Origin of the sequence: Rhizobium sp. BT04, assembly GCF_030053135.1 — a bacterium.
Classification (GTDB): domain Bacteria; phylum Pseudomonadota; class Alphaproteobacteria; order Rhizobiales; family Rhizobiaceae; genus Rhizobium; species Rhizobium binxianense.
This window is the reverse complement of the sequence record NZ_CP125652.1, coordinates 709,240-735,567: the sequence shown is the minus strand read 5'-3', so window position 1 is coordinate 735,567 and position 26,328 is coordinate 709,240. Positions and strand designations below refer to the sequence as shown.

General features: G+C 62.2%; 17 protein-coding genes and 1 pseudogene. 13 read left to right on the top strand and 5 right to left on the bottom strand.

All coding sequences use genetic code 11. The annotated features are described in order from the left end of the window. Positions 1–106 precede the first annotated feature (106 nt). Genes QMO82_RS12130 through QMO82_RS12120 form a run of 3 tightly spaced genes read left to right on the top strand, consistent with a single transcriptional unit; the run spans position 107 to position 10,028 of the window. On the top strand, positions 107–6,970 hold the full coding sequence (locus QMO82_RS12130) for a calcium-binding protein (protein ID WP_283196644.1): 6,864 nt from the start codon (positions 107–109) through the stop codon (positions 6,968–6,970). Between the two features lie 38 nt (positions 6,971–7,008). After that, complete coding sequence (locus tag QMO82_RS12125; protein WP_277545179.1) at positions 7,009–8,721, top strand: type I secretion system permease/ATPase; 1,713 nt, start codon at positions 7,009–7,011, stop codon at positions 8,719–8,721. Next, positions 8,718–10,028: an HlyD family type I secretion periplasmic adaptor subunit gene (locus tag QMO82_RS12120; RefSeq protein ID WP_183607278.1), complete on the top strand. Its 1,311-nt coding sequence runs from the start codon at positions 8,718–8,720 to the stop codon at positions 10,026–10,028. Before QMO82_RS12125 ends, QMO82_RS12120 begins: the two co-directional genes overlap by 4 nt. 111 nt (positions 10,029–10,139) lie before the next feature. Here the strand turns inward: QMO82_RS12120 and parE are convergent, their stop codons facing one another. Continuing rightward, positions 10,140–12,239, bottom strand: coding sequence for a DNA topoisomerase IV subunit B (parE, locus tag QMO82_RS12115; RefSeq protein WP_183607279.1), 2,100 nt, complete (start codon positions 12,237–12,239; stop codon positions 10,140–10,142). A gap of 219 nt (positions 12,240–12,458) precedes the next feature. On the opposite strand from parE, the gene QMO82_RS12110 reads away from it, so the two are divergent. Next, positions 12,459–13,358 carry an alpha/beta hydrolase gene (locus tag QMO82_RS12110; protein ID WP_183607280.1) on the top strand — a complete coding sequence of 300 codons (900 nt, stop codon included), beginning with the start codon at positions 12,459–12,461 and terminating at the stop codon, positions 13,356–13,358. Positions 13,359–13,409: 51 nt separating this feature from the next. Here QMO82_RS12110 and QMO82_RS12105 read toward each other — a convergent pair whose 3' ends face one another. Continuing rightward, positions 13,410–13,634: a hypothetical protein gene (locus QMO82_RS12105; RefSeq protein WP_183607721.1), complete on the bottom strand. Its 225-nt coding sequence runs from the start codon at positions 13,632–13,634 to the stop codon at positions 13,410–13,412. On the opposite strand from QMO82_RS12105, the gene tpiA reads away from it, so the two are divergent. The 3 genes from tpiA to QMO82_RS12090 all read left to right on the top strand — a co-directional run bounded on the left by tpiA (position 13,582) and on the right by QMO82_RS12090 (position 16,781). After that, positions 13,582–14,352, top strand: coding sequence for a triose-phosphate isomerase (tpiA, locus tag QMO82_RS12100; protein WP_183607281.1), 771 nt, complete (start codon positions 13,582–13,584; stop codon positions 14,350–14,352). The two genes, QMO82_RS12105 and tpiA, sit on opposite strands and share 53 nt — an antisense overlap. Before the next feature lie 131 nt (positions 14,353–14,483). Beyond that, positions 14,484–15,008 carry a preprotein translocase subunit SecG gene (secG, locus tag QMO82_RS12095; RefSeq protein WP_183607282.1) on the top strand — a complete coding sequence of 175 codons (525 nt, stop codon included), beginning with the start codon at positions 14,484–14,486 and terminating at the stop codon, positions 15,006–15,008. A 144-nt stretch (positions 15,009–15,152) separates the two neighbouring features. Further along, the gene (locus QMO82_RS12090) at positions 15,153–16,781 is read left to right on the top strand and encodes a CTP synthase (protein ID WP_183607283.1); all 1,629 of its coding nucleotides are present in this window, start codon (positions 15,153–15,155) and stop codon (positions 16,779–16,781) included. Positions 16,782–16,841: 60 nt separating this feature from the next. Here QMO82_RS12090 and QMO82_RS12085 read toward each other — a convergent pair whose 3' ends face one another. Further along, positions 16,842–17,930: a citrate synthase/methylcitrate synthase gene (locus tag QMO82_RS12085; RefSeq protein WP_183607284.1), complete on the bottom strand. Its 1,089-nt coding sequence runs from the start codon at positions 17,928–17,930 to the stop codon at positions 16,842–16,844. An 84-nt stretch (positions 17,931–18,014) separates the two neighbouring features. On the opposite strand from QMO82_RS12085, the gene QMO82_RS12080 reads away from it, so the two are divergent. The 6 genes and pseudogenes from QMO82_RS12080 (at position 18,015) to QMO82_RS12055 (ending at position 24,642) form a co-directional block, all read left to right on the top strand. Continuing rightward, positions 18,015–19,160 carry a citrate synthase gene (locus QMO82_RS12080; protein WP_183607285.1) on the top strand — a complete coding sequence of 382 codons (1,146 nt, stop codon included), beginning with the start codon at positions 18,015–18,017 and terminating at the stop codon, positions 19,158–19,160. Between the two features lie 136 nt (positions 19,161–19,296). Then, positions 19,297–19,815, top strand: a complete 519-nt coding sequence (locus tag QMO82_RS12075) for a FecR domain-containing protein (protein WP_183607286.1) — start codon at positions 19,297–19,299, stop codon at positions 19,813–19,815. A gap of 5 nt (positions 19,816–19,820) precedes the next feature. After that, complete coding sequence (locus tag QMO82_RS12070) at positions 19,821–21,677, top strand: CHASE2 domain-containing protein (protein ID WP_183607287.1); 1,857 nt, start codon at positions 19,821–19,823, stop codon at positions 21,675–21,677. A 98-nt stretch (positions 21,678–21,775) separates the two neighbouring features. Continuing rightward, entirely contained in the window at positions 21,776–23,746 is a 1,971-nt protein-coding gene (locus QMO82_RS12065; RefSeq protein ID WP_183607288.1) for a DEAD/DEAH box helicase, read from the top strand. 65 nt (positions 23,747–23,811) lie between these two features. After that, positions 23,812–23,883 (top strand): annotated as a pseudogene (locus QMO82_RS12060) (GNAT family N-acetyltransferase); the annotation flags it as partial. Between the two features lie 54 nt (positions 23,884–23,937). Next, positions 23,938–24,642, top strand: coding sequence for a methyltransferase (locus QMO82_RS12055; RefSeq protein WP_183607697.1), 705 nt, complete (start codon positions 23,938–23,940; stop codon positions 24,640–24,642). On the opposite strand, the gene glp is transcribed toward QMO82_RS12055, so the two are convergent. Both glp and moaC read right to left on the bottom strand, forming a co-directional pair. Continuing rightward, entirely contained in the window at positions 24,611–25,834 is a 1,224-nt protein-coding gene (gene glp / locus QMO82_RS12050; protein WP_183607289.1) for a gephyrin-like molybdotransferase Glp, read from the bottom strand. The two genes, QMO82_RS12055 and glp, sit on opposite strands and share 32 nt — an antisense overlap. Further along, positions 25,831–26,328, bottom strand: coding sequence for a cyclic pyranopterin monophosphate synthase MoaC (gene moaC / locus QMO82_RS12045; protein WP_183607290.1), 498 nt, complete (start codon positions 26,326–26,328; stop codon positions 25,831–25,833). The genes glp and moaC overlap by 4 nt, the downstream gene beginning before the upstream one ends.

Sequence of the window (26,328 nt, the reverse complement as noted above, 5' to 3'; positions counted from 1 at the left end):
TATTTTTATCGCAACAAAGCAGGCATTGCGTACCGTAGTAACAATTGTCATTGCTCTTCTCTTAAATTGCACATAACAAAAATTACTATTTTATGTGGAGATATTTATGGGCGACGTTGCTGGGGGTATTGTCAAGTACGGCATGAACCAAGTGCCAGGTGTCAAGGAAGGGCGCGAAGCCTTCGGGAAGCTTCGAGGGCTACTGGAAAAGGAGGTTGATCCGACGAAAGCTGATGGTACGCCAGGTGGTACGTTAGGTGATGCTGCGTCTACGCGCTCGCCGGAGGCAACTAAGGCTCTCAACGATCTTCTTAAAAAAGCAAATGACGCGAGCGACGCATTGGATGATATATTGGATGGGAGCGAGAACATCCAAGATGGCGTCGACCAAAAAGGTATGCATGGCCTAGCCAAGATATACGACGGCGCAGGAGATATCTCTGAGGGGGCGGGCAAACTTCTTGGCCCTTTCGGCGGCCCTTTAGCAAAGCAGATTGGCAACCTTTTTCATAAAATGGCGGAGGGGCTAGATTGGTTCGCCTCACATGTACTCGATCCGCTTAGCGATGCGTTGACCCTCCCGGAGGGAATGCCGCATCTTCCAACGCTTCGTGATCCTCTTATACTCGATCTGGATGGTTTGGGAGTTTCGCTAACCTCGCTTTCTGGTTCAACGGCTCATTTTGATTTTACCGGCAGCGGTTTCGCGACGCAGACCGGTTGGATGGGTGCCGGGGATGGGATGCTGGTCACGGCTCCCGCTGACGGGAGTTCGACGATCCGAGCTGGGAATGTCCTTGGCGCTCAAAGCGGAAACGCTTTTGCTGATCTGGCAGCGCTCGACGAGAACGGCGACGGCATTATTGATGCCAGCGACAGTGCGTTTGCCAATTTAAGGGTTTGGGTGGACAACGGCGATGCGTCATCCAGCGGCGGCGAACTCCACACCTTGACCGAGCTTGGCATTGTTTCGATCTCGCTTGCCCAAACGTTAGTAAATAAAGCGAATAACGGCAACACTGTCGTTGCATCTGCGACTTTTGTGCGGGTTGTTGATGGCCAGACACATACCAATACGATTTCCGAAGTTAATTTCGCTACGAACACACAGGTAACGAAGTTCATTCTGCCAGAGGGATTTGCATACTCCGAAGCGGCAATGAAACTGCCTGAGTTGATTGGCTATGGACATTTGCCCGATTTGTGGGCGGCGATGACGCTGAACCAGGATTTGTTGGATTCCGTTAAAGCACTCATCCTCAATTCTGCCACCATGAGCGCCGGGGAATTTGATCAGGCGTTTGAGAATATCATCTTCAAATGGGCTGGGGTTGAAAATGTCGATCCGTCCAGCCGCGGTCCCTACGTCGACGCGCGGCATCTGGAAGTCGCTTTGGCGTTCTATGGTGTCGACGAAACGCTGAATCCCGAATACGCCCTTGATCCGACGAACCGTACCGGACCGAATACCTGGGAGCCTCTGTATCGAGACATCGTCAAGATGTTCGAGGTGCGATTTGTTACCCAAATCAATGTCGCCCAGTTTCTGAATGGCGTCGACTTAGACGACACCATGTCAAATCCTTTTTCGATCTTCGGCGGCACTGAATACGATCGAGGAACGGACCGGTTGGTGATCGATGCCGAAGACCTGGCATCGAGTACACTCTCCTTCATCCAGTCTCACCCGGCAGACGAGAGCGCCATCTGGGCGAAGATTTCGCCCATCTTTGCTGATCTTAAGGTGGATTGGAATTATGGGTCAGCGTCGGCCGACATGGTCGGCACCGCCGGAACGCCGATTCAACAAAAGACAATATTCAAGCTTGGCGCTGGTGACGACGGTGTATTTGCCGACAGTGATCAAGGTAGCGTCATTGTTTATAGCCGGGGTGATGGCAGTGATACGCTGCATCTCTCGGGGACGGATACGACAAACACTGCGCTTCTTTTCACGGATGTTTTGTCTGACAACGTAGCATTTCATTATTCCGGTCTCGATCTTTTGATAACAGTGCTGCCGGACGGCAATACGATCACCGTTGCAAACCAGTTTGCGTCGATATCAAGCGGTGTCGATCATGTTACGTTTGCGGACGGCTCGACATGGAGCATCGATCGAATCCTTGCGAATCTGAGCATTTCCATTCCTCAGGCTGACGGTCAGACAGTGTCAGGTTCATCGACCGCGGATATCTTGCTCAGCGGCTCCGGAATGGACTTGCTTCAGGGCGGTGCCGGTAACGATATCTACTTGTGGGGTCGTGGTGCGGGTCATGATGTGATCAAAGAAGCGCCGTCGGAAGGTTCGCTCGATCGCCTTGCCTTAATTGGGGTTGCCGCTAACCAAGTCACGTTGGTTCGCAACGGAAATGACGTAACGATTGTTGTCGCTGAGAGCACAACAGGGGCGAGCGACGGTGGGTCGGTGCTCCTCAAAGATAGCCTAAACGAATATTATAATCGGGGTGTTGAAAGGGTAACCTTTGGCGACGGCACCGTTTGGACCCGGGCCGACATCCGTCGCGCAGTGCTTGATCAAGCAGGTACCGCGGGTAACGACTCGATAACCGACTTCAATACGGACGACATCCTTCGTGGACGAGCCGGTGATGACATCCTCTTGGGCGCAAGTGGCAACGATACCTATATCTATGCCCGCGGCGACGGCAATGACACGATCACGGATGCCGACGATTACAGCACCGACGACCGACTGGTGCTTACCGGCATCAATCCCGCCGATGTGACGCTGCAGCGCAACGGCAACGACGTGACGCTGGTTATCGCCGAGAGCGTGGTGGGTGCGGGCGACGGCGGTACTATCCTGCTCAAGTCCAATCTCGATGATTACTATCAGAACGGTATCGAGAAGGTTGTCTTCGACAACGGCACGATTTGGACGCGCGACACGATCCGGGTGGCGCTGCTGGCACAGGCATCGACCTCGGGCAACGATGTGATCACCGGCTTCAATGTGGCCGACATCATCAATGGCGGTGCCGGCAATGACACGATCACTGCCGCTGACGGCAATGACCTGATCACCGGCGGCACCGGCAACGACACGCTCAACGGTGGCGAGCACAACGACACCTATTACTACGGCCGCGGCGACGGCGCCGACACGATCATCGACCCTGTTTATGGTGACACCGACAAGCTGGTGTTCAACGGGATCAACCCCGGCGATGTGACGCTGGTGCGCAATGGCAACGACGTCACCTTCGTGATCGCCGAAAGCGCGCCGGGGGCGGGCGATGGCGGGTCGGTGCTCGTCAGGGCAACGCTCGACAATTCGTCCGGCGAGGGCGTCGAGCAGTTCGTCTTCGGCGATGGCACGACGTGGTCGCTGAACGATGTCAGGGTGAAGATCCTCGCCCAGGCGTCGACGTCCGGCAACGACGTGATCACCGGCTTTGCCTCAAGCGACATCATCAATGGCGGCGCCGGCAATGACACGATCACTGCCGCTGACGGCAATGACCTGATCACCGGCGGCACCGGCAACGACACGCTCAACGGTGGCGAGCACAACGACACCTATTACTACGGCCGCGGCGACGGCGCCGACACGATCATCGACCCTGTTTATGGTGACACCGACAAGCTGGTGTTCAACGGGATCAACCCCGGCGATGTGACGCTGGTGCGCAATGGCAACGACGTCACCTTCGTGATCGCCGAAAGCGCGCCGGGGGCGGGCGATGGCGGGTCGGTGCTCGTCAGGGCAACGCTCGACAATTCGTCCGGCGAGGGCGTCGAGCAGTTCGTCTTCGGCGATGGCACGACGTGGTCGCTGAACGATGTCAGGGCGAAGATCCTCGCCCAGGCGTCGACGTCCGGCAACGACGTGATCACCGGCTTTGCCTCAAGCGACATCATCAATGGCGGCGCCGGCAATGACACGATCACTGCCGCTGACGGCAATGACCTGATCACCGGCGGCACCGGCAACGACACGCTCAACGGTGGCGAGCACAACGACACCTATTACTACGGCCGCGGCGACGGCGCCGACACGATCATCGACCCTGTTTATGGTGACACCGACAAGCTGGTGTTCAACGGGATCAACCCCGGCGATGTGACGCTGGTGCGCAATGGCAACGACGTCACCTTCGTGATCGCCGAAAGCGCGCCGGGGGCGGGCGATGGCGGGTCGGTGCTCGTCAGGGCAACGCTCGACAATTCGTCCGGCGAGGGCGTCGAGCAGTTCGTCTTCGGCGATGGCACGACTTGGACAATCTCAACGGTGCGTAGCCTCCTAATTAATTTTGCAAGCACGATGGGAGATGATGTTATCAATGGCTCGAGCGCTAACGACATCATCAATGGCGGTGCCGGCAATGACACGATCACTGCCGCTGACGGCAATGACCTGATCACCGGCGGCACCGGCAACGACACGCTCAACGGTGGCGAGCACAACGACACCTATTACTACGGCCGCGGCGACGGCGCCGACACGATCATCGACCCTGTTTATGGTGACACCGACAAGCTGGTGTTCAACGGGATCAACCCCGGCGATGTGACGCTGGTGCGCAATGGCAACGACGTCACCTTCGTGATCGCCGAAAGCGCGCCGGGGGCGGGCGATGGCGGGTCGGTGCTCGTCAAGGCAACGCTCGACAATTCGTCCGGCGAGGGCGTCGAGCAGTTCGTCTTCGGCGATGGCACGACGTGGTCGCTGAACGATGTCAGGGTGAAGATCCTCGCCCAGGCGTCGACGTCCGGCAACGACGTGATCACCGGCTTTGCCTCAAGCGACATCATCAATGGCGGCGCCGGCAATGACACGATCACTGCCGCTGACGGCAATGACCTGATCACCGGCGGCACCGGCAACGACACGCTCAACGGTGGCGAGCACAACGACACCTATTACTACGGCCGCGGCGACGGCGCCGACACGATCATCGACCCTGTTTATGGTGACACCGACAAGCTGGTGTTCAACGGGATCAACCCCGGCGATGTGACGCTGGTGCGCAATGGCAACGACGTCACCTTCGTGATCGCCGAAAGCGCGCCGGGGGCGGGCGATGGCGGGTCGGTGCTCGTCAGGGCAACGCTCGACAATTCGTCCGGCGAGGGCGTCGAGCAGTTCGTCTTCGGCGATGGCACGACGTGGTCGCTGAACGATGTCAGGGTGAAGATCCTCGCCCAGGCGTCGACGTCCGGCAACGACGTGATCACCGGCTTTGCCTCAAGCGACATCATCAATGGCGGCGCCGGCAATGACACGATCACTGCCGCTGACGGCAATGACCTGATCACCGGCGGCACCGGCAACGACACGCTCAACGGTGGCGAGCACAACGACACCTATTACTACGGCCGCGGCGACGGCGCCGACACGATCATCGACCCTGTTTATGGTGACACCGACAAGCTGGTGTTCAACGGGATCAACCCCGGCGATGTGACGCTGGTGCGCAATGGCAACGACGTCACCTTCGTGATCGCCGAAAGCGCGCCGGGGGCGGGCGATGGCGGGTCGGTGCTCGTCAGGGCAACGCTCGACAATTCGTCCGGCGAGGGCGTCGAGCAGTTCGTCTTCGGTGATGGCACGACTTGGTCGCTGAACGATGTCAGGGCGAAGATCGCCTACGTTGGCGGCACTTCGGGGAATGAGACGATCACGGGCTCTTCCGGGGTTGACGAGATCCGGGCTGGGCTTGGCAATGACACGCTTATGGGGTTGGCGGGCAGCGACACCTATGTCTATCTGGTCGGCAATGGTAATGACATCATTGATGAGCAGACGTCTGGAACGGACAGCGACATCCTGCGGCTTAACGATCTTCTGAGGAGCGAGGTTCGATTCGAGACTACCGGTTCGGCTATCAATGACGCCATTGTTCGGGTTCTCGCAACCGGTGAAGCCATCACTCTCCGGAACCAGTTCAGTCTCGCTGGAGGTGTGGAATCGATCGTCTTCAAGGATGGAGAGATCCTTGGCGGCGCTACCGGTAGTCTCGATACGGCATTGAAGGGCCTTGTCGCGATCTACGGCACTTCCGGCAACGATACGCTGACTGGCACGACCGGCAATGACACGCTTTATGGGGGCGCAGGAAACGACACCCTCAACGGCGGCAATGGCGACGATATTCATCTGGCCGGAGACGGCAACGATTTGCTGATCGGCAATTTGGGCGCCGACAGTTTCGATGGCGGCAACGGGATCGATACGCTAGACTTTACCTACTACACCTCCAGTCATGTCATCGATCTCGCGGCGGGCCTAGCCACCTTCGCCGACAACACCACCGAGCAGATCCTCAACATCGAGAACGTCATCGGAAGTTCCGGCGCCAGCGAAATTCGGGGTTCTGCCGCCGACAACAGACTGGATGGCGGCGCTGGCAACGACACGCTCTCCGGCAATGACGGCAACGATATTCTCATTGGCGGCGATGGTGACGATGCTTTGCGCGGAGGCAATGGCGACGACAGCCTGACAGGAGGCGTCGGCTTTGATAGTTTTGATGGCGGCAACGGCTTCGATACGGCGGACTTCAGTTATTCGGCGGTCAACTGGACGCTAGATCTTCAGCAAGGCAAGGCGTTGTCGGATGGCACTACGGAAACGATGGTATCCATCGAAGCGCTGATCGGCGGAACCGGAAACGACATCCTCGTCGGTGATGCGGGGGGCAACCGGTTGGAAGGCCATCGCGGCAATGACACACTAACGGGTGGCGCAGGCGATGATGTCTTCGTGTTCAAAGCCGGGTTTGGTCGTGACACGCTGACGGACTTTGCTGCCGGCGCTGCGAGTGACGATGCGCTCGACATCAGCGCAACCCTCTTCAGCGATTTTGCCTCAGTGATGGCAGCGGCAACGCAGGCTGGTGCGGATACGCTGATCACTTACGATGCTAACAATTCGATCACCCTGAAGAATGTCACCATGACGAGCCTGCATCACGACGACTTCCGCTTCACGGCCGCGGTGTGAGCGTGTCCAGCAATCCAAGACCGCCACAGGCTTTTCTTGTGGCGGTGCTCTTCTCGCTGAAGAAAGCCGTCCTCGGGATCGGTGCGACCAGCGCGATCATCAATATTCTGGCGCTGACCGGTTCGTTCTTCATGCTGCAGGTATACGACAGAGTCATCCCCGGCCGCAGCCTGCCGACGCTCGTCGGCCTCGGGATCATCGCCGCCACGCTCTATGCGTTTCAGGGAATTCTCGAGCTTGTTCGCTCGATGCTTCTTGTGCGCGTCGGGCTGTCGGTCGACGAACGCTTCGGAGAAACGGTCTACGATTCGCTCGTCCTGTTTCCATCGCGCATGCAGATGCCTGGCGATGGTCTGCAGTCGGTGCGCGACATGGATACGGTGCGCGGGTTTCTATCGGGTCCCGGCCCCACGGCATTGTTCGATATTCCCTGGATGCCGTTTTACCTTGGCCTGTGCTTCTTTTTCCATGTCTGGATCGGCATGACGGCTCTCGCCGGCGCCTTGATGCTGGTTGGCCTAACGATCCTGGCGGAACAGAAGTCGCGTGAGCCGGCCAAGGAGGCCGCGAAAATCGCATCCGAGCGGACGGCTCTTGCGGAAGCAACGCGTCGAAACTCGGAAGCTGTCCTGGCAATGGGATTCGGTCGTCTGCTTGGCAAGAAATGGGACGAAATCAATCGGCGTTATCTCAACAATCATCTGCACGCATCGAACGTGACCGGCACGCTTGGAACATTGTCCAAGATATTGCGAATGATGCTCCAGTCCGCCGTGCTGGCTGTCGGGGCGGTTCTCGTCATCCGTCAAGAGGCATCAGGCGGTATCATGATCGCCAGTTCCATTCTCGTCAGTCGAGCGCTGGCGCCGGTTGAACTGGCAATCGGCCAATGGAAGGGATTTGCAGCGGCTCGCAATAGCTGGTCCCGGCTGTTGCAGCTTTCGCAACTCATGCCGGCGGATGGGCGTGAGGTATCGCTGCCCGAGCCGACAGGTCTGCTAAAAGCCGAGAGCCTGCATCTCGCCGCACCCGGCTCGAAGAGCGCGATCCTGCGTGGCGTCTCCTTCGAACTGAAGGCTGGTGACGCTGTTGGCGTGATCGGCCCCAGCGCCTCTGGCAAGTCCTCGCTCGCCCGCGGCCTCGTCGGCCTTTGGCAACCGCTCGCCGGCGCTGTCCGCCTTGACGGCGCTTCACTGTCCCAATGGGATCCAACGGCGCTCGGTCGGCACATCGGATACTTGCCTCAGGATGTCTCGCTTTTTGGAGGATCGATCGCAGAAAACATCGCGCGTTTCGATCCGGACGCATCATCCGACAAGATCATCGCGGCGGCAAAAGCCGCGGGCGTCTACGACATGATCGTTCAGTTTCCCGAAGGCTTCGACATGAAAATCGGCGAGCAGGGATCGACGCTGTCTGGTGGCCAGCGGCAGCGCATCGCGCTGGCGAGAGCCCTTTACGGCGACCCCTTCCTGGTCGTGCTCGACGAACCAAACTCGAACCTCGACGCGGAGGGAGAAGCAGCATTGTCGCGGGCAATCTTCGGCGTGCGGTCACGGGGCGGTATTGCCGTTGTCATCGCTCATCGTCCAAGTGCGCTCGCCGCGGTCGATACCGTTATGGTTTTGGCGAACGGTCAGATGCAGGCCTTTGGTCCGAAGGAGGAAGTCCTGAAAAAGACGACGCAAGCAGCCCAATCGCCGTCCCCGCCCGTTCGATTGACGATAGCCGGCGAGGGAGCGGCGCAATGAACCCCAGCTATGCGCCATTCGCTGAACGGGCGATCCGGCATCTGACGCTTGTTGCGATCGCGATGATCGTTCTGCTCGTCGGCGTTCTCGGGGGGCTTGCCGCGACCATCCGGCTTCAGGGCGCTGTCATTGCTGCCGGAACGCTGGTGGTCGACACTTACGTCAAACCTGTCCAGCATCAGAAGGGCGGAACGGTTGGCCAAGTCTTCGTCAAGAATGGAGATCGTGTCGAATCTGGTCAGATACTGGTGCATCTCGACGATACGCAAACACGTGCGAATCTTGCGATTGTATCGAAGCGGCTGAAAGAACTCGCAGCGCGCACTGCGCGATTGTCGGCCGAGCGGGACGCAAAGGAAACAATTACCTTTCCCGAGACGCTGCTGAAGGATCGGGAGATTGCCGAAGTCGGTGCGATGCTCGATGGCGAACAACGGCTGTTTCAAGATCGACGATCATCCAGAACCGGTCGCAAAGGGCAGCTAGCCGAACGGGTTAGCCAGCTTTCGAAAGAGGCCGAGGGGCTGGACGCGCAGCAGGACGGTAAGCGGCAGGCGATTTTCATCATCAACAAGGAGCTCGCCAGCCTGCAGCCGTTGCTCGATCAAGGCATCATTCCGGCGACCCGTGTCTATGCACTGCAACGGGATGCTGCCGACTTGACGGGTGAACTTGGCAGCCTGGTTGCGTCAGCAGCTCAGACCAACGGAAAGATCGCTGAAACCCGGTTACAGATCATCCAGGTCGATGACGACCAACGGACCGAGGTTTCGGATCAACTGCGACAGGCCGAAAGCGAAAGCGGCGAATATTCCGAACGGCTTGTCGCGGCGGAAGACGAATTGAAGCATATCGATATTCGCGCGCCTCAAGCCGGCATTGTCCATCAGCTGGTGGTTCACGCGCCCGGCGCTGTCGTCACACCGGGAGAAGCAATCATGCAGATTGTCCCCGACACCGACGCTCTGACACCGGAACTCAAGCTCTCACCGCAGGATATCGATCAGGTTGCGGTTGGGCAGGAGGTGACACTTCGGTTTTCCGCTTTCAGCCAACGGACAACTCCGGAGTTGAATGGCCGTGTCACAAAGATAGCTGCAGATCTCACGACGGACCAACGGACGGGGCAGAGTTATTACAGCCTCAGGGTCGGGGTCCCTGAGGCTGAATGGAAGCGATTGGGTAGTCTCTCGCCAGTGGCCGGGATGCCGGTGGAGGCGTTCGTTCAGACCGGTGAGCGTACTGCCCTGGCCTATCTTGCAAAACCACTAACCGATCAGATAGCTCGAGCTTTCAAGGAGGAATAGCCTATTATCAAAGTCTATAAGGCTTGCACTTGAAAGAGCCGATTTACCCGGCGGCCAGTCTAATTTCTCTTAAGTCGAGGCATAGCGTTTCTCGCAACTTGACCTCATGCTTTAAATATCAAGATTCTCCGCGAAGGCCGCACGCTCCTGGATGAAGCGGAATCTGGCTTCCGGTTTGGTGCCCATCAGATCGTCGACGGCGCTGCGGGTGCCTTCGAAATCCACCTCGTCGATCAGCACCTTGAGCAGGGTGCGCTTGGACGGATCCATGGTGGTTTCCTTGAGCTGGGCGGGCATCATCTCGCCGAGACCTTTGAAGCGGCTGATCTCGACCTTGGCCTTGCCCTTGAACTCCGTCTGCATCAGCTCGGCGCGATGGTTGTCGTCGCGGGCATAGGCGGATTTCGAGCCTTGAGTGATCTTATAGAGCGGCGGCACGGCGAGGAAGAGATGGCCGCCGCGCACCAGCTCCGGCATCTCCTGATAGAAGAAGGTGATGAGCAGCGAGGCGATGTGGGCGCCGTCGACGTCGGCATCGGTCATGACGATGATGCGCTCGTAGCGCAGGTCTTCGTCGCGGTATTTCGAGCGCGTGCCGCAGCCGAGAGCCTGGATGAGATCGGCGAGCTGCTGGTTGGCGCCGAGCTTTTCACGGCCGGCGCTGGCAACGTTGAGGATCTTGCCGCGCAGCGGCAGAATGGCCTGGTTGGCGCGGTTGCGCGCCTGCTTGGCCGAACCGCCTGCCGAATCGCCCTCGACGATGAAGAGTTCGGCGCCTTCGGCGGTGTTCTGCGAACAATCGGCGAGCTTGCCGGGCAGGCGCAATTTGCGCACCGCCGTCTTGCGGTTGACTTCCTTTTCCTTGCGGCGGCGCAGGCGCTCCTCGGCGCGCTCGATCACCCAGTCGAGCAGCTTGGCCGACTCGTTCGGATTGTCGGCAAGGTAGTGATCGAAGGGATCGCGGAGCGCATTCTCGACGATGCGCTGGGCCTCGACGGTTGCGAGCTTGTCCTTGGTCTGGCCGACGAATTCCGGCTCGCGGATGAAAACCGACAGCATGCCGACGGCCGAGATCATCACGTCGTCGGTGGTGATCTGGGCGGCGCGCTTGTTCTGCGTCAGCTCGGCATAGGCCTTCAGGCCCTTGGTCAGCGCGATGCGCAGGCCGGCCTCATGCGTGCCGCCTTCGGGGGTCGGGATGGTGTTGCAATAGGAATGCACCTGCGGATCGCCGCCGTACCAGGTGATCGCCCATTCCATCGAGCCGTGGCCGCTCACCTTCTCGGTCTTGCCGGCGAAGATCTCGCGGGTGACGGTGAACTCCTTGCCCATCGTCGCCTGGAGATAGTCCTTCAGGCCGCCGGGGAAGTGGAAGACAGCCTTGTCAGGCACCTCGGAGCCTTCGGGCAGCACGCCCGCCTCGCAGCTCCAGCGGATTTCGACGCCGCCGAACAGATAGGCTTTCGAGCGCGCCATGCGGAAAACGCGGGCGGCATCGAACTTCATGTGATCCCCAAAGATCTGGGGGTCGGGGTGGAAGCGTACGCGGGTGCCGCGGCGATTGTGGACGTCGCCCAGCTCTTCGAGGCCGCCCTGAGGCAGGCCGCGGGAGAAACGCTGGCGGTATAGCTTGCGGTTGCGCGCTACCTCGACCTCGAGGTCGTCGGAAAGCGCATTGACGACCGAGACGCCGACGCCGTGCAGGCCGCCGGAGGTCTCGTAGGCCTTGCCGTCGAATTTGCCGCCGGCATGCAGCTTGGTCATGATGACTTCGAGCGTCGATTTGCCCGGCACCTGCGGATGGTTCTCTACCGGGATGCCGCGGCCGTTGTCGGAGACGGTGAGGTAACCCTCGAGGTCAAGATAGACCTCGATGAAATTGGCGTGTCCGGCGACCGCCTCGTCCATCGCATTGTCGATGACTTCGGCAAAGAGGTGATGCAGCGCCTTTTCATCGGTGCCGCCGATATACATGCCCGGCCGCATGCGCACCGGCTCGAGGCCTTCGAGGACGCGGATCGACGAGGCGCCATAATCATCGGAGTTCGACGCGGCCGGCGCCGGGCGCGCAGAGGCTCCGGCAGGGGGTGCTGCGGCGGCGACGGGCGCAGCTGTCATCGGCGGCCGCTCGGCCGGAGCGGCAGGCTTCTGCGCCTCCTCGCGTTTTTCAGAGAGGGGCATTCCGGAAAAGAGGTCGTTGCTATCGTCCATGGGGCCGTTCAGATCTTCATCCTGTCTTGGGTCTGGTTTGGGCGGGTATCCGCCGCCGACCCAAAATCACCGCATTTCATGCCACGTTTGCGAATCAGGCAGATTTTGCCAGAAAGCACCTCTATACGCGACACCGCCTGACTTGGCGGGCTTTTCCCAAATGATTTGCGTTGCCGGGCGCCGAATGGCAAGCGGCGGCAGGCCTCAGGAACCATCCGAATGCGAATGTCCACAAGTCATTGCACCATCATCACCGCAATTGCGGCGTTTTTCTTGTCCGCAGCCGTCCTCTCTGCTGCCGCCCCGGCGCGGGCGGCCGATGCGCTGCCGCCTTTCAAAGACGATCTGTTTTCGAAACAGACGATCTTGCAGACGGGCGATGACGGCGCCTTCGAGGTCATCGGCTATGACGAGATGCGCGATATCAACGGCCGCGACCAGATCCCGCAAAAGCGGGTACAGCAGAAATATGTGGCGCTCGGCATCCGCAAGAGCCAGGCCGACGAGACGCTGCCGCTCGACGGTATCAGCCTCGATGTCACCAGGGTGGGACCGGCTCAGAATGCCGCCTTCACGGTGATTTTCATTCATGGCCGCGACGGCGACCGGCGGCTCGGGGCCAACGACTACAGTTTCGGCGGCAACTTCAACCGGCTGAAGAACCTCGTCGCCGGCAATGGCGGCGTCTATTATTCACCCACCGTCAAAAGCTTCGACAGCAGCGGTGTTGCGGCGATCGCCGGTCTGATCCGCTATGCCAACGCGCTATCGCCCGGCCGGCCGATCATCCTTTCCTGCGCCTCGATGGGCAGCCAGGTCTGCTGGGGCATTGCGCGCGACAGCGACAGCGTCAAGCGGCTGAAGGGCATGCTTGTTATGAGCGGGGTCACCGATCCGGATTTCATCAAGAGCGCCTTCTACAGGGCGAAGCTGCCGCTCTGGTTCGCCCATGGCAGCCGCGACCCGGTCTATGCCGCCTCCGACCAGCAGGCGCTGTTCGAAAGCCTGCACAAGGCAAAATATCCGGCGCGTTTCACGCTGTTTCAGACCGGCAATCACGGGACGCCGATCCGGATGATCGACTGGCGCAGGGTGGTGAACTGGATTCTTGCCGGCTAGCGCATCGGTCGGAAATTCGGAGACCATTTTTAGAAAGCACGATGCATGAACTCAAAATGCTACCTTTGCGTGTCTCAAAAGATGCGCGGCGCTGTAGTGGACGATATTCGGCAGAAATATGCGCGGGATCGCAGAGATTCCCCTTACGTCAAGGGCATGATGCTTTTCTTTGCTGCAAGCTTTTGATATTGCCCAAGGCATAAGCAGATTGTGGAAGGCCAGCATGACACCTGATGTGCGCCCGCTTGTGGCGGGAAACTGGAAAATGAATGGCATGCGTGCCTCCCTGGATCAGATCAAGACGATCGCCGAGGGTGTTCGCTCGCCGCTGGGCGACAAGGTCGAGGCGCTGATCTGCCCGCCGGCGACGCTGCTTTACGTGGCGACGGCGCTGTGCACCGACAGCCCGCTGGCGATTGGCGCTCAGGACTGCCATCAGAATCCGTCGGGTGCGCATACCGGCGACATCTCGGCCGAGATGATTGCCGATTGTTTCGGCACCTATGTCATCGTCGGTCACTCCGAGCGGCGCACCGACCATGCCGAAACGGATCATTTGGTGCGCGCCAAGGCGGAGGCGGCCTTCGCCGCAGAGCTGACGGCGATCATCTGCATCGGCGAGACGGCGGATGAACGCCGGACAGGCCAGGCGCTTGACGTTATCAAACGCCAGCTTTCCGCCTCCGTTCCCGATGGCGCGACGGCCGAAAATACCGTTATCGCCTACGAGCCGATCTGGGCGATCGGCACCGGTGTGACGCCGACATCAGGTGATGTCGAAAAGGCGCATGCCTTCATGCGGGCAGAGCTTGTGGCCCGCTTCGGCGATGAAGGCCGCAAGATGCGTCTTCTCTACGGCGGCTCGGTCAAGCCGGCCAATGCCCATGAATTGATGGGCATCGCCAATGTCGACGGCGCGCTGATCGGCGGAGCGAGCTTGAAAGCGGCCGACTTCCTCGCCATCTACCGGGCCTATGAGGCGCTGCTCGCCTGAGGCATTTTTTATTCCTGGGTTTATTCCCGGGTTTATTCCGGGCCGAAGGGCTTGGAATAGATGAAAGCCTCATGTAAAGAGCCGCCAGAATTCTTATTTATGTCCGTCTCCAGGCGGGCAGGACTGGACCCATGCAGACAGTATTGATTGTCATCCATCTTATGATCGTGCTTGCCCTTGTCGGCGTTGTGCTCATCCAGCGCTCTGAAGGCGGCGGCCTCGGCATCGGCGGCGGTTCCGGCTTCATGTCGGCCCGCGGTACGGCCAATGCACTGACGCGCACCACCGCGATCCTTGCAACCCTGTTCTTCCTGACCTCACTCGGCCTCGGCATACTGACGCGTTACGAGGGCCGTCCGAGCGATATTCTCGATCGCATTCCGGCTACAGGCGGCCAGGGCAACGGCATTCTCGATTCGCTCGGCGGCGGCGCACAGGCTCCGGCAAATCAGCCGGCCGGCAACGGCGTTCCGAGCAGCGGGGCGGCAACGCCCGCACCGCAGGCTCCCGCCGCTCAAGCGCCGGCAGCGGCTGCTCCGGCCACTCAGGCGCCTGCTGCCACCGCACCGGCAACGACCGCTCCGGCGACGACTGCGCCTGCAGCTCCGGTCACGCCTGCGCCGGCTCAGCCTTCCGGCGTCCCGACGGGACAGTAAACCGGGCTTCGACATAAACCGCCGGCAGGCCCCAGGGTCTGCCGGTTTTCTTTTGTTCAGATTCCTGCGCCACGCTCCGAAAGTTCCGGAAAAGAATTTTTGGGGCTGGTGGAATCGTTTTTGAAAAGGTATCCGGTGAATCCCATGGCGCGATACGTATTCATCACTGGCGGCGTGGTTTCCTCTCTCGGAAAAGGAATTGCGGCCGCGGCTCTCGGAGCGTTGCTGCAGGCCCGTGGATATCGGGTCCGGCTTCGCAAGCTCGATCCCTATCTGAACGTGGACCCGGGCACGATGAGCCCGACCCAGCACGGCGAGGTCTTCGTCACCGACGACGGCGCGGAAACCGATCTCGATCTCGGTCATTACGAACGCTTCACGGGGCGTTCGGCGACCAAGACCGACAATATCACCACCGGCCGCATCTACAAGAACATCATCGACAAGGAGCGGCGCGGCGACTATCTCGGCGCGACGGTGCAGGTCATTCCGCACGTCACCAACGAGATCAAGGATTTCGTTATCGAGGGCAATGACGACTACGACTTCGTCATCTGCGAGATCGGCGGCACGGTCGGCGATATCGAAGCGATGCCGTTCATGGAGGCGATCCGCCAGCTCGGCAACGATCTGCCGCGTGGCACCGCCGTCTACGTCCACCTGACGCTGATGCCCTATATTCCGGCGGCCGGCGAGCTGAAGACCAAGCCGACCCAGCATTCGGTCAAGGAGTTGCAGGCACTCGGCATTCATCCCGATATCCTGCTGGTGCGCGCCGACCGCGAAATTCCGGAGGCCGAGCGCCGCAAGCTGTCGCTGTTCTGCAACGTGCGCCCGTCCGCCGTCATCCAGGCGCTCGATGTCGCCAACATCTACGACGTGCCGATCGCCTACCACAAGGAAGGCCTTGATGACGAAGTGCTTGCCGCCTTCGGCATCGAGCCGGCGCCGAAGCCGCGTCTTGACCCGTGGGAAGAGGTCTGCAACCGCATCCGCACGCCGGAAGGCGAGGTGACAATCGCGATCGTCGGCAAATATACCGGCCTCAAGGATGCCTATAAATCGCTGATCGAGGCGCTGCATCACGGCGGCATCGCCAATCGCGTCAAGGTCAAGCTCGAATGGATCGAGTCCGAGGTCTTCGAAAAGGAAGATCCGGCGCCCTATCTCGAAAAGGTGCACGGCATCCTCGTGCCCGGCGGCTTCGGCGAACGCGGTTCGGAAGGCAAGATCCATGCAGCCCGTTTCGCCCGCGAACGCAAGGTGCCGTATTTCGGCATCTGCTTCGGCATGCAGATGGCCGTCATCGAAGCGGCGCGCAATCTCGCCGACGTCTCCGGCGCCTCCTCGACCGAATTCGGCCCGACCAAGGAGCCGGTGGTCGGCCTGATGACCGAATGGGTCAAGGGCAACGAGTTGCAGAAGCGCACGGCAGCCGGCGACCTCGGCGGCACGATGCGCCTCGGCGCTTACAAGGCGGCGCTGAAGAAGGGCACGAAGATCTCGGAGATTTACGGCTCGACCGATATTTCCGAGCGTCACCGCCATCGCTACGAGGTCAATGTCGACTACAAGGACCGGCTCGAGAGCTGCGGCCTCATCTTCTCCGGCATGTCGCCGGATGGCGTTCTGCCGGAAACGATCGAATATCCCGATCATCCCTGGTTCATCGGTGTGCAGTATCACCCGGAACTGAAGAGCCGGCCGCTCGACCCGCATCCGCTATTTGCCAGCTTCATCGAAGCGGCGACGGAACAGAGCCGCCTCGTCTGACGAATGCCGACACCAGATCGCGCGGCTATGCGCGATCTGGATGCTCTGCCGGATCAACCTTCAAGCAGCGGCCGGCAGCGGCCCGATATAGACCGAGCGCGGGCGAATCAACCGGCCGTCGAGTGCCTGTTCGCGCGCATGCGCCAGCCATCCGACGGTGCGGCCGATCGCGAAGACGCCGGTGAAGGCCCGGCGCGGGAAGCCGAGCGTTTCCAGCAGCAGCGCCGTATAGAATTCGACATTGACGTCGAGCGGCCGGTCCGGCTTGCGCAGCTTGAGGATCGCCAATGCCGCGACCTCCACGGCCTCTGCCAGGGCGCTACGGGCGCTGTCGACCTGTCCTGACGCGATCAACGGCTTCAGCGCGCCTTTCAGCGCATCGGCACGGGGATCGCGGACACGGTAGATGCGGTGGCCGAAGCCCATCAGCCTTTCGCCGCGGTCGAGCGCTTCGCCGAGCCAAGGCCCGGCATTCTCCGCTGTTCCGATCGCGTCCAGCATGTCGAGCACCGGACCGGGCGCACCACCATGCAGCGGTCCCTTCAGCGCGCTCAGCGCTGCGAGCACCGAGGAGGTGAGACCGGCCTGCGTCGAGGCGATGACGCGCGATGCGAAGGTTGAGGCGTTGAGGCCGTGGTCGGATATCGTCACGAGGTAGGTGTCGAGTGCGGCCGTCTGCTCCCTGGTCGGCACTTTTCCGGTCAGCATGCGCAGGATATCGGCCGCCTGCGGCAGCGAGGCGTCGGGCGCGATCGGTTTTTCGCCGCGCTGCATGCGCAGAACCGCCGGCAGGAAGACTGCCGGCGCGGCCAGCAGGCGAAGCGCGGTATCGAAATCCTCACCGTCGGGCAGCCGGGCAATCAGCGCCCGCATCGCATCGACCGGAGGCAAAGCGAGCAGCGTGGCATCGGCAGCCTTGATATGGTCGAACACCCCGGTTCGCGCTTTGGCCAGCCAGTCGCGCAATTGCGCTTCGCCGAAGCTTCGCTCCATCAGCCCGTCGAGCAATAGTGCGGCGACCGCTTCATAGGTGGAGTCTGCGACCAGATGATCCAGCGATACGCCGCGGATGATCAGTCGACCTGCTTCGCCATCGACATCCGAGAGCTGCGTTTCGGCGGCAATGACGTCTTCCAAGCCATTTTTCATGTGGTTTTCTCCTTTACGGCTTGAATGATCCGACCTAGTCTCATTGACGTCAATCTTGATGCAATTGATCAATATGAGGATCCGATGTCGTGGCTCACTGCCGAGGAGGCGCTGCAAGCGCTGAAAACCAAGCCGCAGACGCTCTACGCCAATGTCAGCCGCGGGCGCATCCGCGCCAAGCCGGATCCCGCCGACCCGCGCCGCAGCCTCTACCAGTCTGCCGACGTCAAGCGGCTTGCCGAACGCCATGCCGGCCGGCGTAAAGCCGAAACGGTTGCCGCCGAGACGATCCGCTGGGGCGATCCGGTTCTGTCTTCGGCAATCTCCACCATCATTGATGGACGGCTTTTCTATCGCGGACGGGACGTGGCCGATTTTGCCGAGGTCGCGACGCTGGAGCAGACGGCAGCACTGCTCTGGAATGGTGCTGAAGCGCTGCCCTCCAACGCCGAGGCCGGGCATGCCGCTCCGTCGCTTCAGGCTGCGTTCCTGGCGCTTGCGGGGCGGGTGACGACGGATCTGCCGTCACTCGGCCGATCGCAGGCAGCCCTGCGGCGTGAAGCGCACGGCGTTCTCTCCACCATCGCCGATGCGCTGGCGCCGGGGCCTTCGGAGCAGCCGCTGCATCTGCGGCTGGCCGCAAGCTGGGAACGGCCGGATGCCGCCGATTGCCTGCGTCGCGCTCTGGTGCTGCTTGCCGATCACGAACTCAACGCCTCGGCTTTTGCGGCACGGGTCACGGCATCGGCAGGTGCTGCCCTTTCGGCCGCCGTGCTGTCCGGTCTGGCGACGCTGACAGGGCCGCTGCACGGCGCCGCCTGGCAGGGTGTCGACGCCCTGATCGAGGCAGCTTCAGCGCTCGGGGCGGAGCAAGCGATCCGCCGCTCGCTTGTCCAGGGCAATCACCTCTCAGCCTTCGGCCATCTTCTCTATCCCGATGGCGATATCAGGGCTCAGGCACTGCTTTCGCATTTCCCCCTGCCGCCGGAATTTGCAAACCTCCGTGACGCCGGCGAAGCGATGGTCGGCGAAAAGGTCAATGTCGATTTCGCACTTGCCGCGATGGCGGTCGCCTTCGATCTGCCGCGGGAGGCGCCGATCATTATTTTTTCGCTTGCCCGTTCCGCCGGCTGGCTTGCGCATGCGATGGAGCAGATCGGGAGCGGAGAGTTGATCCGACCGCGGGCGCGTTATGCCGGGCCGACGCCCGAAACAAGAGGCGCTCCTTGAGAATCGGCTTGCGATGAGCCGGCCTGCTTTTTTGCCTAGGGAAATATTCGAATTCGGCTATCATGCCCGGCATGGAAGAAGACGGTTGGCGGGCGCTTTCGAAATGAGCCGCTCCGCACGGTCATGGGGGCTTTCCATGAATATCACGCTTCGCTGCCTGTTTGCCGGCGCACTCGCGGTCGGCCTGTTCGCTGAAGGGGCGGCCTTTGCGCAGTCTGCCGGCTGCACGATTTCGCGCGACGCCGGCGCCCGCCAGGTGTTCAGTTGTCCGGGCGGCGTCAAGGTGACGGCGGAGGCCGGCGCATCCTTCCGCCTTGCCGACCGCAATCGTGACGGCAGTCCCGATTCGGCATCGCTGCGGCGCAAGGCCATCCTCGTCGATGTCGACAGCAGCCAGCACGCGGGCGGTTTCCAGGTGGTGACGCCGCAGGCGATCGCTGCCGTGCGCGGCACGCAATGGGCGGTCGATGTCGCCGGCGGCAAGACCTCGGTGCTGGTCGTCAGTGGCAGCGTCGCGGTGCGCCGGCCGGCCGGCGAGCAAGTGGTGCTGTCGCCGGGCGAGGGCGTCGACGTCTCTGATGGAACCGAGCCGCTCGTCGTGCGTCGCTGGCCGGCGCCGCGCGTTGCCGCGCTTCTTGCCCGCCTCGGCCAATAAGTCCCATGAACCATCGCCTGCAGACTGTGATCGCGCTGCTGCTCGCTGGTCTTTGGGCGGTAGCACTCGGCCATGCCAATCTCAATGGCGGAGGCGGCCTTCTCGATCGGATGGAGGCTTCGCTTGCCGATATCCGCAGCGCCATCGTCGGGGCAAAAACACCGCCTGCCGTCGTCTCGATCGTCGCCATCGACGATCGCACAGCCGCCGCCCACGGCTATCCGCTCGACCGGGCCACACTCGCGCGGCTCGTCGGCGCGATCGCCGCGCTGAAGCCGAAGGCCCTGGCACTCGATATTCTGCTGGTCGATCCGGGGCCGGAGGAGGGCGATGCGGCGTTGGCTGCCGCCCTTGCCCAGGGGCCGAGCGTGATTGCCGCGGCCGCCACTTTCGCGCAAAGCCGCCAGCAGGTCAGCGATGCGGCGAGAGATCCGCTTGCCGCCATTCCCGAGGCAAGCCAGCTTCTCTTGCCGCTTCCCCGCTTTGCCGAGGCGGCCGCGGTCGGCATCGTCAATGTCGCAACCGATCAGACCGGCACGCCACGCTATATACCGCTGATCTCGCGGGCGGCGGACCGGCTGGATCCGGCCTTTCCGCTGCGGGCCGCTTCGGTGGCGCTCGGTGTCAATCCCAGCATCGAACCCGATGCCATCACGCTCGGCAAGCTGCGCATTCCCACCGATATCGGCCAGCGCCTGCCGGTGACCTTCTATGGCGGGCACGGCAGTATCGCCACCTTCAGCGCCGCCGATGCGCTCGACGGCAAGCTGGCGGCGGATGCGGTCGCCGGCCGCATCGTCGTCATCGGCTCGACGGTCACCGGCGGCGGCGACGTCTTTCCGACGCCGTTCGATCCCGTCATGCCCGGCGTCGAGGTGATGTCGACGGCGATCACCCATCTCGTCACCGGCGACGGCATGGTGCGCGACCGCAGGATCAGGCTGATCGATGCCGGCATCGCCATCGGTCTGACGCTCGTGCTGGTGTCGCTGATCGCCTGGCGCCGGAGTGCGGCAGGCTATGTCATCATCGTGCTGACGCTGATCGTCTGGGCGATGCTCAATCTATCGGCCTTTGCGCACGGCTACTGGCTGAGTGCAGCACTGCCGATCGCAGCCGCGCTGCCGCCGGCGCTGATCCTCGGCGCGGCCGAACTCTGGCTCGACCGCGGCCGCGCCCGCCATTTCGCCGAGCAGAGCGCGCTGCTGCAGCGCATCGAGGCGCCCGGCCTCGGCGAATGGCTGGCGCGCGATCCGAATTTCCTGGCTGAGCCGGTGCGCCAGAACGCTGCCGTCATCTTCATCGACCTCTCGGGTTTCACCGGTCTCAGCGAAAACCTCGGACCGGTCAAGGTGAGCGAAGTGCTGAGCGGTTTCTTCGAACTGATCGACGAGGAGGCGCGCGCCCATGGCGGCGCCATCACCAGCTTCATGGGCGACGGGGCGATGATCCTGTTCGGGCTGCCGGAGCCCGCCGATGACGATGCCGCCCGCGCCGCCGCCTGCGCGGTCAGCCTCTGCGAGCGGACACGCGGCTGGCTTGGTGCCCATGCGGGCTTCGCCCAAAAGAAGATCGGCTTCAAGGTCGGCGCCCATTACGGCCCCATCGTCGCCTCGCGTCTTGGCACCGGCGACCGGCAGCAGATCACCGCGGCAGGCGACACCATCAATGTCGGCAGCCGCCTGATGGAGGTCGCCGCCCGCCATGGCGTCGAGCTGGCGCTGAGCGCCGAAATCGTCCGCGCCGCAGGCCCTGATAGCGTGCTGACGCAGTCAGGACGGATGGAGGGTCCGCTGGAAACAACGCTGCGCGGCCGGGCAAGCCATATCGACGCCTGGCTGTGGCGCAGTCGCACGCTTTGACAATCGCCGCGGGAGCGGCTAGGAACGGCGCAAATACCCCGCCGGCTGGCTCCGGCCATGGCGCATTTCGCGCCTGACAGCTCCGAAAGATCGAACTCATGACAGAATTCAACGGCGTCGTTCCGGCGATCGCCAAGGCGTTGCAGAAGCGCGGTTACGCCGAACTCACCCCGGTGCAGAAATCGATGCTCGATCCGGCGCTTGCCGCTTCCGACGCGCTGGTCTCGGCCCAGACCGGTTCCGGCAAGACCGTCGCCTTCGGGCTGGCGCTGGCGCCGACGCTGCTTGAGGGCAGGGAACGCTTCGGCAATGCCGGCGCCCCGCTCGCCCTCGTCATCGCCCCGACGCGCGAGCTTGCCCTGCAGGTGAAGCGCGAACTCGAATGGCTCTACGAAATGACCGGCGCGGTGATATCAAGCTGCGTCGGCGGCATGGACATCCGCAGCGAGCGGCGGTCGCTCGAACGCGGCGCCCATATCGTCGTCGGCACCCCCGGCCGGCTCTGCGACCATATCCGCCGCCGGGCGCTCGATATGTCGGAACTGAAGGCCGCCGTGCTCGACGAGGCCGACGAGATGCTCGATCTCGGCTTTCGCGAGGACCTGGAATTCATTCTCGATTCGGCGCCGGACGAGCGCCGCACGCTGATGTTTTCGGCAACTGTGCCGGCGGCCATCGCCAAGCTGGCCAAAAGCTACCAGCGCGACGCCGTGCGCATCAGCACCGCGGCCGAGGAGAAGCAGCATGTCGATATCGAATATCGCGCGCTGATGGTGGCGCCGAGCGACCGCGAGAACGCTATTATCAACGTGCTGCGCTATTACGAGGCGACCAACGCCATCGTCTTCTGTTCGACGCGCGCCGCCGTCAATCATCTGACCGCGCGGTTCAACAACCGCAATTTCGCCGTGGTGGCGCTTTCCGGCGAACTGACGCAGAACGAGCGCAGCCATGCGCTGCAGGCAATGCGCGACGGCCGCGCCCGGGTCTGCATCGCGACCGATGTCGCCGCCCGCGGCATCGACCTGCCGGGCCTCGATCTCGTCATCCATGCCGACCTGCCGACCAATCCGGAAACGCTGCTGCACCGCAGTGGCCGCACCGGCCGGGCCGGGCGCAAAGGCATCAGCGCCATGATCGTGCCGCTGAATGCACGGCGCAAGGCAGAGCGCCTGCTCGAGAATGCCGGTATTTCGGCCGCCTGGGCGCGGCCGCCGTCTGCCGAAGAGGTGAACGAGCGCGACGACGAGCGGCTGCTCGCCGACCCGATCTTCAACGAAACACCGCAGGAAGAAGAACAGGGACTGGTGCAGCAGCTTCTTTCCAGCCACGGCGCCGAAAAGCTCGCCGCCGCCTTCCTGCGTCTCTACCGCACCAATCATTCGGCGCCGGAGGATCTGATCGAGGTCACCGTGCAGGACGATCGCAGCCGCAAGCGCCGCGACAATGCCGAGCCCTACGAGCCGGCGCAGAAGGGACCGCGCGAGGATTTCGGCGCCAGCGTCTGGTTCTCCGTCTCGGTCGGGCGCAAGCAGAATGCCGAGCCGCGCTGGCTGATCCCGATGCTCTGCCGCAACGGCAATGTGACGAAGCGGGAGATCGGCGCCATCAAGATGCAGCCTGAGGAAACCTTCGTGGAGATCGCGGCTGCAAGTGCCGAAAGCTTCCAGGCGGCGATCGGGCCGAACAAGGCGCTCGAACGCGGTATCCGCGTGACCCGGCTTTCCGGCACACCGGATTTCAGCCGGGCGCCGTCGCCGAAGCCTTATGCCGGCAAGCCATCGCGTGACGAGCGGCCGGATGACTCCTCCCGTGGCGAGCGGCCGAAGAACAAGTTCGGCAAGGGTCCAGGCGGCGGATATGCTGCAGCCGACAATAGCGGCGGGGAGAGACGGGATAGCAAGCCCTGGAGCAAGAAACCAGGCAAGCCCGGTTTCGACGGCCCGAAATCGGACAAGCCCAAATACGATAAGCCGAAATTCGAAGGTGCCAAGTTCGACGGTCCCAGATCTGAGGGCAAGGGCGGCGCCGGGCCGAAGAACAAATTTTCAAAGAAGAAGCCCGGCTGATTTCGCCAGCAGCCCTTCGCCGATCCGGCGTGGGGCTGTGGCTCGTATTTCTCGGGGAGGCAAAGGTGATGGCGGAGACGGCGATCCTCAGCGTCCCGGTTTTCAGTACGCTCTGCAACGAGGCCTTCCGGCTGCGGTGCATCGTGCCATGAAGAATTATTGAGCTTCGGCGCGGGCAGGAGCAGGCGATGATGAAACGCGCGAGCCAGCCGCAACCCGATCCGGCCGCCTTCATCAAGGCCAATCTGCCGATATCGCCGGTTGCCTCCATTCCCGAAATCCTGCTTCATCAGGCCGGACCTGCGAGCGGGCTCTGGCGACTTGCAGGCCGCGGAGACGCCGATCCGGCGCCCTACTGGGCCTATCCCTGGGCCGGCGGCGCCGTGCTGGCCCGCCATCTGCTCGATCGGCCGGAAACGGTCGCCGGTCGCCACGTCCTCGATCTCGGCGCCGGCTCCGGGCTCGTCGCCATCGCTGCGGCAAAGGCCGGAGCAGCCATGGTGACGGCGGTCGATATCGATGCCAATGCCATCACCGCAATCGGCCTTAACGCAGAAATTAACGGGGTGAACATTGCGGCCATTGCCGCAGACATCATCGATGGGCCGCCGCCTGTGTTGGATCTCCTGCTCGTCGGCGACCTGTTCTATCATCCCGCCCTTGCCTTGCGGGTGATGGCGTTCCTGCGGCGTTGCCGGGCCGCCGGCATCGAGGTGCTGATCGGCGATCCCGAGCGCGCCTATCTCCCGCAAAGAGAACTCAGGCGAATCGCGACCCATGCGGTTGCAGATTTCGGCATGGGCACGGGTGGCGGAGCGGTGCAGGCGGGTGTCTTTTCGCTCTCCGCAACAGCTGGAGAGGCAGCTAAACGAGAAGGTCCGGCCGCAGCAGCATGACTGGGCAGGGCGCTCCGGCTGGCAGTTCCGGCGCCTGCGGCGGGCGGACGATGAGGCAGTCGGCTTCGGCAAAGACCTTCATCATCGAGGAATCCTGCTTGCCGAAGGGCTCGGCCAGCCAGTTTCCGGTCGTGGATTTCAAAAGTTTCGCCCTGATATAGTCCTGCCGGTAATCGTTGGCGCGCAATGCGACGGCCGCCTCCACCACTGTCTCGCGCTGCACCGGCGGCAGGGAGGCGAGCTTGCGGATCAGCGGCTCGAGGAACAGCAGCGAGCAGACGAGGCTCGAGACCGGATTGCCGGGCAGGCCGAGCACATGCGTTTCGCCGAAGCTGCCGACCATCAGCGGTTTGCCGGGACGCATGGCGATGCGCCAGAAATCGAGCTGCATGCCGGCCTCAACAAGCGTCGCCTGCACCAGGTCATGGTCGCCGACCGACGCGCCGCCGAGCGTGACGATGACATCGACCTTGGCGTCGCGCGCCGTGTCGATCGCCGCGGTGATCCTGGGCTTATCGTCCGGCACGATGCCAAGATCGAGCACATTGGCGCCGGCTTTGCGGGCAAGGGCTGCAATACCAAACGTATTGGAGGCAATGATCTGCGAAGGGCCGGGCGTGCTTCCGGGCGGCAGCAGTTCGTCGCCGGTTGCGAGGATGGCGATCCGCGGACGCCGGAAAATCTCGACCTCAGGTCGGTTCATGCCGGCAGCGACCGTCAGCCGCGAGAAATCGAGCACCGTGCCGGCAGACAGCACTGCTTCGCCCTGGACGAAATCCTGGCCGCGGGGACGAATATGCTGGCCCTGCCGGACGGGGAAATTGGTTCGGATGCCGCCTTCGATCTTCTCCGCATCTTCCTGCAGCAGGACGCTATCGGCGCCCAGCGGGACAGGCGCGCCGGTGAAGATGCGGACGGCCTCTCCCTTGTTAACGCTTGCCTCGAAGCCGTGGCCGGCGGCAGATGTGCCGATGACCTTCAGCACGGCGCCCGGCTCCGGCGCGTCTTCGCGGCGCAGCGCATAACCATCCATGGCGGAGGCATTGAAGGGCGGCTGGGTGAGGCCGGCTGTGAGAGCAACGGCGAGGACTCGGCCTTCCGCTTCTGCGAGCGGCAGCGTCTCGGATGCCACGACGGGTTTTGCGCGCGCGAGCAAGCGGTTCAGGGCCTCGGCGACCGGGAGAAGGTTCATCTTGCCTCCGGATGGCGGAAATCGCCGGATTTTCCGCCGGACTTTTCTAGAAGTCTGATGCCGCCGATCTCCATTGCCTTATCGGCCGCCTTGGCCATGTCGTATATCGTCAGACAAGCGACCGAGACGGCGGTCAGCGCCTCCATCTCCACACCGGTCTTGCCGGTCAGCTTGGCGGTTGCCGTGACGCGCAGGCCGGGCAGGGCGGCATCCTCCTCGATCTCGACCGTCACCTTCGTCAGCATCAGCGGATGGCAGAGCGGGATGAGATCGGCGGTGCGTTTTGCCGCCATGATGCCGGCAAGGCGCGCGGTGCCGATCACATCGCCCTTCTTGGCATTGCCTTGACGGATGAGGGCGAGCGTTTGCGGCGCCATCTTCACATGGCCCTCGGCGGTGGCGATGCGCACCGTCTCGGCCTTGTCGGAGACATCGACCATATGTGCCTCGCCGGAGGCATCGATATGGGTCAGGCCGGGCTTTGCGCCACCCAT